This window comes from Microvirga tunisiensis (assembly GCF_009296175.1).
GTDB classification, from domain to species: Bacteria; Pseudomonadota; Alphaproteobacteria; order Rhizobiales; family Beijerinckiaceae; genus Microvirga; species Microvirga tunisiensis.
The window spans coordinates 1-7,575 of sequence record NZ_VOSK01000298.1; the positions used below are offsets into that span (position 1 = coordinate 1).

Here is a 7,575-nt window from a genome sequence, read left to right on the forward strand (position 1 = left end):
ATCTCGCCCGGGCGGAGTTCGCAACGCTGCGGTTGCGCCTGCTCAAGATCGCCGTGCGGGTGCAGGAAACCACCAGCCGCATCCGACTGGCCTTTGCCTCGTGCTGTCCGGAAGCGGATCTCGTCCGGCGTCTTGCGAGCGCTCTGGCACCCCAGCCCCGGGCGGCCTCGCCCTGAGCGCCGGGGCTGCCATCGCCCCGGTCATCCCATCCCGTCCCTGCCAACGCGTTCCCCACGTTCCAGACCTTGCCGCGGTGAAAGAAACGCAGCGGATCGGCACGCCCGCGCTACCAAATAGGCCCCGAAACAAACTCTGGTGAATAGGAACGGTTAGCGAGATCTTTAAGAAACATGCAAACAATCCCTGAGGCGGACGTCCTAACCGAACTTAGGGTGGCGCTCCATTCGGGCTTAATAGATGTTGATATAGTGTCAGATGACTGAAAAGTCTGAGGTTCTCCACTTGGATGGAATTCCGTCCAATAAGCCGAGGAGAGAGGGGACCACATTCTTCTGGTTTGATCCGCAGGGAACTTGGCGGATCAACTCGGGGGACCGATCCTTCGAGATCGATGGGATCTGCGTTCAGATCCATGATGCCTTTAGGCAAGCGATCATGAAAGGTGTGCCATATGATCTGCTCGTATCTGCCCTGCCGCAGTTTGTCAGCGTCGCAGGACACAACTCGGAGTCGACGCTCTCCCGTGAGATGTTCGAACGATTCTTAACTGAGACTGCCGGCTATCCGGAGCTGAACCGCTTTCTATACCTGTATGACTGCCAGAGGCTCGTCAGTTCCATCCAAGAATGCAGCAAAGAGATTGTTCAGATCATGGGTGAGTTCTACTTCACCCTCAATATGGAAAGTTTCTTCTATCCGCCTCTCAAGCAACCTGATGGTATCCGGTATTCCACGTCACCGGTCACGACCAAACTATTCGCCTATCTCAATTTCATCTTCATCCGGATGCACAGCCTGCTGGACTGCATTGTCAAGTTGGCGATCGAATCTGAACGCCTTCAAACTGACTTTACTCGTTATCCGCGGATTTCCAGCCTCAGTGAACAGTTCGGCAGCCGTAAAAGGGTGAGTTTCAATGGCGAGCAAGGCACTCTTCTGGAGAATTGTAGTTTCGTGACCACAGTGGAGACGTTGAGAAATCATATCATCCATGATGCCTTGCTCGACGAAATGCCAAAAGCCTACGAGCGGATTGAGGGTGGCACTACCGTCGAAAAATTTATCCTTTTTCCCGATATGACGAATGGTAGGTTTGATCGTTACAAAACCCGGAACCTCTTCTATGGATCGGAAGACAAGATCAATTTAAGGCTTCCGGGTATGGTTACTGAGTTCCAGGCTCGTTTGGAGGTGACGCTCCAGCGGGTGCTTGCGGTCCTACAGCGGCGTAGTTGACTGAGATGAGGCCGCGCGTCGGGCACTGCAAGAAAACGATTAGACTGTCGTGATGCTGTCAGGGCGCTCCCCTGAGTGACGGACCATCGTCCTTTTTGCGACCCAATCCGACACTGATCCTGCGGTTGACACCGTTGAGCTTAGCTGCCTTGTTGAGGACTAAGTAACGGGAAGATCGCCTATGGCCATCCTTGAACTCAAGGCGCAACACGACGCTCTCCAAAAGATCGCGACCATGCGTGATCCGGTGAAGGCCTTGGCCGAGTTCGTCTGGAACGCATTGGATGCCGACACCACGGAGGTCTCGGTCGAACTCGTTCGAAACGCCCTCGGGGGCATCGACGCGATCGCGATCCGGGACAACGGCTGCGGAATCACGCTTCAGCATGCCTTGGAGGATTTCGAGAACCTCGGTGCTTCCTGGAAGCGCAAGACCCAGCGCACCCGCTCGAGCCGGGTGCTCCACGGCAAGGAAGGCCAAGGTCGCCTCCGGTTCTTCTCCTTGGCACAGAAGGCGGTCTGGACCTCGGTTTACGACAATGCTGGGAAGCTGAAGAAGCTCACGATCGAGATCGCCGCGGGATCGCTCCACAAATCAACCGTCAACGAACTCGGCTTGGACGAGGGCGACACTGAGACCAAGACCGTTGTGGAACTCGCGCCGCTGAAGGAGACCTTCGACTGGCTTGCTGGCGAAGAGGCGCGGGCGGACTTCACCGCGATCTTCGCCCCGTACGTCTTGCAGTATCCCGACGTGAAGATCCTGTTCGACGGCCACCCAGTTGACCCGCAGTCATCGATCGTGCTCTCGCGCGAGATCCCGCCCCATTCGGTGGTCTGCCCAAATCGGACGGTGCAGGACCTTTCGATCCGTGTGATCGAATGGAAGCACAGCGTCGGGGGCAGGAAGATCCATCTCGGAGGGCAGAGCGGCGTCGTCCTCGGCTCCGTTCCCGCGAATGTCGTCGCGCCCGGGTTCGAGTTCTCGGCCTACGCCTATGCCCCGTTCTTCCAGGAAATGGCCGACGCTAACCTTCTCGACTTTGACGGGCTCAATGACGTAGACTACCTCAAGGTCGTCGAGCACATCCGCGACCAACTGACCGATCATTTCCGGTCGCGCCAGGCTGAAAGGTCGAGCGAGCTGATTCAGGAGCTCGTGAATGCGGGCGTCTATCCCTACAAGGGTGATCCGAAGGATGAGGTCGAGAAGCGGGAGCGCCAGGTCTTCGACATCGCCACCCACGCCGTCTCATCCTACTCGAAGGAGTTCAAGAGGGCCGATAATTCGCTGAAGCGGATCACCCTCGGCCTGCTCCGGGAGGCAGTGCGCCACAATCCGGAGGCGATCCACAATATCCTGCATCACGTGTTTAACCTGCCCAAGAACCGGCAGGACGAGTTCTCGAGCCTGCTGCAGAAGACGAACCTCGGCAACATCATCTCCTCCTCGACCTTAATCGCCGACAGGATCGTGGCCCTCGAGGTGCTAAAGGGGATCGTCTTCAACCCGAAACATCGGGAGAGTGTCAAGGAGCGCGGCGAGCTCGACGTCCTCGTCCAAGCCAACACGTGGATCTTCGGCGAGAACTTTCACATCACCCTGCCTGAAGCCGGCCTCACGCGGATCATGCAGCGCGTGTCGGAGGAGCTCACGGGGAAAAAGGCGAAGGGCACGTTGCGCAAGCCAAACGGAAAAGTCGGCAGAGCCGATACGTTTCTCGGTCGCGTGGTACCCCATCAAAACCAGCTGCATCGGGAGTTCCTGCTCGTCGAGCTGAAGCGGCCCTCCCTGAAGGTGACCCGGAAGGAGACCGATCAGTTGGAAGACTACGTCAACGCGATCCGCTCGCAACCTGACTTCATGAACACGTCGACGTCCTGGAACTTCTTTCTTGTGACCGGCGAATACGATGACGCTGTCAAGGAAAGGATCACGCAGAAGGATCGGCCAGCCGGTCTCCTCCTCGATAAGCCGACGCATCTTGTTTGGGTCAAGACATGGGCGGAGCTGATCAGAGATTGTGAGGCGCGCCTGCATTTCGTCCAGCAGAAGCTTCAGATCGAAGTGACGGCAGAGGAGATCGAGGAACGGATCTCACAGTTGAAAGCTTCGATCCTCAGGTCAAACAAAGCCACGGCTGCCGAGGAAATGGACGCAGCCAATGATGAGGCGGATGCGGCAGCTGTCACGCGACAGGCAGGCGAATGAGCGGATCGGGACGGGCCAGCGCATAAACTTTCACTTGTGCGTCTCGGTCCAGAACCGGGCGGTTGTTTGGAGGGCTTGGCCTACGACGCGAGCGCCTCGCGCCGGATTTTCAAGGGCTGCGCCGGCACATAGACGAGCCTCCGGTGCCAGTCGCACCAGCTCGATCCCTCCGGTGTCGGGGCTCCGCAGCAGATGGCGCGACGGGGGTCGTCGGAGACGATGTAGCGGCACTGCCGCATTCCGACCTTGAGCAGTTTCGTACGTTGTTTTGGGTCTGGCTCTTGCATGACGGGTACCTATTGCACGTTCGGCTGGATCAACGGAAGTCGCGTGTCGCGACCTGGATGGCGGGCGCTTCGACCCGCTGTTCCGGCATCTCGGTGGGCGGCGCGTTGGAGGTCTCCTTCCGCCCCTCGCGCAGGCGGTCGCGCGTGCCGCTCTTGGCCTCATCACCACGTCCATGGCGCATGCTGAAGGGATCGTCCCTGTCACCGACGCTGCGCAGCAGGTCCGACAGGTCGATGAGGTGCTCGGCGATGAGATGGGTCACGCCACCCTCGCGCTGGTATCGCCCGCGGATCGCCATCATGCCGGACGAGAGGATCAGCCGGCGCTGCTTCTCGAACAGCGACGGCCATACAATGATGTTCGCCACGTCGGTCTCGTCCTCGATCGTCATGAACATCACGCCCTTGGCGGAACCCGGCTTCTGGCGCACGAGCACCAGGCCGGCGACCTTCACGCGCTGACCATCGCGGACGCGGTGGAGGTCGGCGCAGCTCCGAATCCGCCGCTGACGCAGTTCCGCCTGCAGGAAGGCGAGCGGATGCTGCCGCAGCGTCAGCCCCTTCGAGCGGTAGTCCTCGACGACCTCCCGCCCTTCCGTCATGGGCGTCAGCGCGACGGATCCTACTGTCTGCACGGTCACGAGCGGTTCATCGCGCGATGGCTCGCCGTGCCGCCGCCGGATCCGGTCGACCGGCCAGTGCGGCAGCCAGAGCGAGACGACCCTTCGCATCGCAGGCCTCCAGGATCCAGGAACGGGGTTCGCCGCCGCGGCAGCGCACGAGGTCGACCTGCCACTTCGCACGGCCGAGGCCTGGGGCAGGAACGGGCTCAGACGGGGCGGGCGCGATGCGCCATCGGGTGACGGCGGCAGAGGGCAGGGCAGCCAGATCCTTCTCGGCGACGGTCCACCAGCGCCGCAGCAGCAGCGCTGTGACACCCGTCGCCTCGGCAGCGAGCTGCAAGCGGCGCGAAGCGATGAGGCTGAGGCGCGTGACCTCGCCCACGACGGCGGCCAGGCCGCGCTCGCGCAGGCCCTCCTCGACGAGAGGCAGCACGTCGCGGTCGCGGCCGGCCTCGGCATAGATGACGCGATCCGGTGCGAGGCCTGCCAGGGCAAGGCCTGGGGCGAAGAGATCGCCCCGGGTCAGGCACCACAGCACAGGTCCCCTGAACCGGGCGGCGATCCCGGCGGTGAAAAGGGTCGCGGAGCCGGCGAACTCGGCGGCTGGCCCGGCCTCGACGACCTCGTGCAGCGCCCCGCGCGCCAAGCCGCCACCCGGCAGGTGATCGTCGACAGCGGCGATGCCGAACGGCAGCGGCGCACGTGCATGCGCGCTGCCCTCGAGGCGCTCAATCTGCCGACGCAACTCCGCGACTGTTGCGGAGGTGACGGACGGGACAGTGGAGAGGGCGGGGCGGAGCGGTGTCGACATCAGATCCTGGCGCGACAAAGTGAACAGACCAAGAACATCAGCAACGCGGTCTGGTCAACGAGGGTTGCTCAGGCGAGCCTGTGGATATCGGGGAGGACCACTCAGGGTAAGGACTAGGCTGGTGCGCGGCAGTCCGGTCCCGCGGCTCCGGGATCGATGACTCGATACGATCTGCTGTGATCCGCATGCACAGAAGTGAATGATGGCGCGTCAGGTCGGATCTCATTGAACTTGCTACAGAATTCCCGGGGACGCCATTGTCGGGGTCCTTGACGCCATTCCAAGGCGAGCTCATGAACTGCGTCCAACTTGTGGAGGTCCCGCATGACAATGCACCCGAATGCCTTTGCCGGAATGCTGGCCTATGGGATGACCAACATGCTCATGAGTGCCGGGCGCGCCGTTACTGAGGCTCGGCAGGCGCGCATCCAGGATGCTTGGTCTACGGCACTGGCCTCTGCTCGTGGAGACGCTCACCAGATGTCCCAAATTGCCGTGGCGGCGATCGACCGTGTCGGGGAACTTGAGGAAGAGGTCGCACGCCTGCGCCGGGCACTCAGGCAGCGGACGGACGCTCTGAAGGCCATCGCACGGTAAACCAGGGCCTGGAAGGCAGAAGGCCCAGGCTTTGCTAGGCCTTCTGACGCATCGAAGACGAATCCCGCCTCAATGCATCGGAACTCGTCCGTGAACGCCCTTCGCTCTGGCGATCCTGGCAAAAAGCTCATCTGCATCAAGCCTCCTCACCACAGGTTCTGGTGAAATCGGCTGATCAGGGTCTGGAGGCTCGAGGCCGACGATGCCGGACCGTTTGCCAGCGGCAACGAGGCCGCATTTCACCGGACCTGCTGCGGCGAGCTTGGTCAGGTCGGATTCCTTGCGTGTCAGAAGCCAGACCCGCACATGCGGTGGCAGAGCATCAAGATCCATGTCGAGACGCTGATCCTCTGATGCGGAGGCATAAGCGTGGATGATTTCACCGATGAAATCCGAGCGCCTCACCATCTGATTTTGCGCCTCGATCTGTCGGCGCCGTTCACTGAGAGTTTCGAGCGCATTCCTGACGGCGTCACCATCACCCGAGGCTGGCTCTGGGGCAGGGGGCAGTTGCGCTTTGCCGAACAGGCCGCCGAGCAGGGCTCCCGGGATCGATGCTGTGGCCCGAATGACGTCGGTAACCCATCGGCTAGACACGGTGCACCACCGCCACATGGTGGAAACGGTGGCCTGAAGGATTGTCCTGATCGTTGCTAGAATTGTTGCTACGAGTTTCATGCCTTCCTCCCTGTTGTGATTGGGGAAGAATCATCGCGGACCTCGCAAAACTAAACTCGCCGACACAGGTCATTGCCGGCCAGGACATTTCATCCCGCATCCCCGCCGGCCCGGACAGTTTGAGCTTCCCCGCAAGAACGGTCTAATCGAAATCGTCTGGACCAGTCTCGTCCCCGCGCTGAGATAGCTTGCTCAGGTTGAGCCTAGCCTTGCTGCGAACCGGAGCAGGTAAGGCAACCGGAGTGATCTGCCCGCCGTTCTCAGGGGAACGGAGATGGATTGCCTTCGGACTGAAGGGGGATCTCTTGAAGTAGCGCCGCATCTCTTCCCTCGGGTCGACAGAGATTCCCGTCAATGCAGAGCGGATCGCGCAACCTAAATGGAGCGCAACGACGTGAGGGAACGCGTTGGCGATCTGCCTGAACATAGCCACCTTCGGCCCTCGAAACTTCCAGCCTGCCGGAAAGTTCTGAAGCTTTGCGAGCATGGGAAGGGTCAAGAAGAGATCCTCATCGTCCGGCCCTGGCGCGCGATTGGCGATCTTCTTGGGATTGATGCCGAGGCGTTGCCAGTTGAGCCTAGTGTTTGACTGCCCTAGATCCATGCCGCGCTTGAGCGGGCTTCCACCGGTGATGGTCGGGGCGAGGGCATCCGCCATCTCGACCCAATTCGCGATTCCCTTCCAGTCGCGCGATGCGACCATGTCGACCAGCGCTGCGGTTATCGTCCATGGATTATCGACATAGTTTTGGTTGGCCGCCGGCCATACGAAGCGTTGAATCGCATTATCGCGAAAGCCCACTAGAGCGCGTTGACATTCAGGCTTTCGACGGACTCGCAAATCTGATTCAAGCTCCTTTTGGGCGCGGAGGCTTGGGTGAGCGGAGTTCGTCTGATGTTGAAAGATCACCAGTGGGATCGGATGGAGCCGCATTTGCCGGGCAAACGCAT

General features: G+C 60.6%; 9 protein-coding genes. 4 read left to right on the forward strand and 5 right to left on the reverse strand.

The features are described 5' to 3' along the window. The 3 genes from FS320_RS34405 to FS320_RS34415 form a co-directional block, all read left to right on the forward strand. Positions 1–176: transposase (locus FS320_RS34405; protein ID WP_192926244.1), on the forward strand; the 176-nt coding region annotated here is incomplete at its 5' end. Between the two features lie 259 nt (positions 177–435). Continuing rightward, the gene (locus FS320_RS34410; RefSeq protein WP_152716882.1) at positions 436–1,416 is read left to right on the forward strand and encodes a hypothetical protein; all 981 of its coding nucleotides are present in this window, start codon (positions 436–438) and stop codon (positions 1,414–1,416) included. 181 nt (positions 1,417–1,597) lie between these two features. Next, positions 1,598–3,628 (forward strand): ATP-binding protein, encoded by a 2,031-nt coding sequence (locus FS320_RS34415; RefSeq protein WP_152716883.1) that lies wholly within the window; start codon positions 1,598–1,600, stop codon positions 3,626–3,628. Positions 3,629–3,708: 80 nt separating this feature from the next. Here FS320_RS34415 and FS320_RS34420 read toward each other — a convergent pair whose 3' ends face one another. Genes FS320_RS34420 through FS320_RS34430 form a run of 3 tightly spaced genes read right to left on the reverse strand, consistent with a single transcriptional unit; the run spans position 3,709 to position 5,349 of the window. Beyond that, positions 3,709–3,915: a GcrA family cell cycle regulator gene (locus FS320_RS34420; protein ID WP_152716884.1), complete on the reverse strand. Its 207-nt coding sequence runs from the start codon at positions 3,913–3,915 to the stop codon at positions 3,709–3,711. 29 nt (positions 3,916–3,944) lie between these two features. Continuing rightward, positions 3,945–4,646, reverse strand: a complete 702-nt coding sequence (locus FS320_RS34425; protein ID WP_152716885.1) for an OB-fold nucleic acid binding domain-containing protein — start codon at positions 4,644–4,646, stop codon at positions 3,945–3,947. Beyond that, positions 4,564–5,349 carry an ImuA family protein gene (locus tag FS320_RS34430; RefSeq protein WP_152716886.1) on the reverse strand — a complete coding sequence of 262 codons (786 nt, stop codon included), beginning with the start codon at positions 5,347–5,349 and terminating at the stop codon, positions 4,564–4,566. Before FS320_RS34430 ends, FS320_RS34425 begins: the two co-directional genes overlap by 83 nt. Before the next feature lie 324 nt (positions 5,350–5,673). On the opposite strand from FS320_RS34430, the gene FS320_RS34435 reads away from it, so the two are divergent. Beyond that, positions 5,674–5,946: a hypothetical protein gene (locus tag FS320_RS34435; RefSeq protein ID WP_152716887.1), complete on the forward strand. Its 273-nt coding sequence runs from the start codon at positions 5,674–5,676 to the stop codon at positions 5,944–5,946. Positions 5,947–6,015: 69 nt separating this feature from the next. Here FS320_RS34435 and FS320_RS34440 read toward each other — a convergent pair whose 3' ends face one another. Together FS320_RS34440 and FS320_RS34445 are read right to left on the reverse strand one after the other, a co-directional pair. After that, complete coding sequence (locus FS320_RS34440) at positions 6,016–6,624, reverse strand: hypothetical protein (protein ID WP_152716888.1); 609 nt, start codon at positions 6,622–6,624, stop codon at positions 6,016–6,018. Between the two features lie 142 nt (positions 6,625–6,766). Further along, positions 6,767–7,426: a DNA cytosine methyltransferase gene (locus FS320_RS34445; RefSeq protein ID WP_152716889.1), complete on the reverse strand. Its 660-nt coding sequence runs from the start codon at positions 7,424–7,426 to the stop codon at positions 6,767–6,769. Positions 7,427–7,575: the final 149 nt, after the last annotated feature.

What these genes read in the sequence shown, in the direction of transcription:
- FS320_RS34410 (WP_152716882.1), top strand. Translation starts at nt 436, where the DNA reads ATGACTGAAAAGTCTGAGGTTCTCCACTTGGATGGAATTCCGTCCAAT.
- FS320_RS34415 (WP_152716883.1), top strand. Translation starts at nt 1,598, where the DNA reads ATGGCCATCCTTGAACTCAAGGCGCAACACGACGCTCTCCAAAAGATC.
- FS320_RS34420 (WP_152716884.1), bottom strand. Translation starts at nt 3,915, where the DNA reads ATGCAAGAGCCAGACCCAAAACAACGTACGAAACTGCTCAAGGTCGGA.
- FS320_RS34425 (WP_152716885.1), bottom strand. Translation starts at nt 4,646, where the DNA reads ATGCGAAGGGTCGTCTCGCTCTGGCTGCCGCACTGGCCGGTCGACCGG.
- FS320_RS34430 (WP_152716886.1), bottom strand. Translation starts at nt 5,349, where the DNA reads ATGTCGACACCGCTCCGCCCCGCCCTCTCCACTGTCCCGTCCGTCACC.
- FS320_RS34435 (WP_152716887.1), top strand. Translation starts at nt 5,674, where the DNA reads ATGACAATGCACCCGAATGCCTTTGCCGGAATGCTGGCCTATGGGATG.
- FS320_RS34440 (WP_152716888.1), bottom strand. Translation starts at nt 6,624, where the DNA reads ATGAAACTCGTAGCAACAATTCTAGCAACGATCAGGACAATCCTTCAG.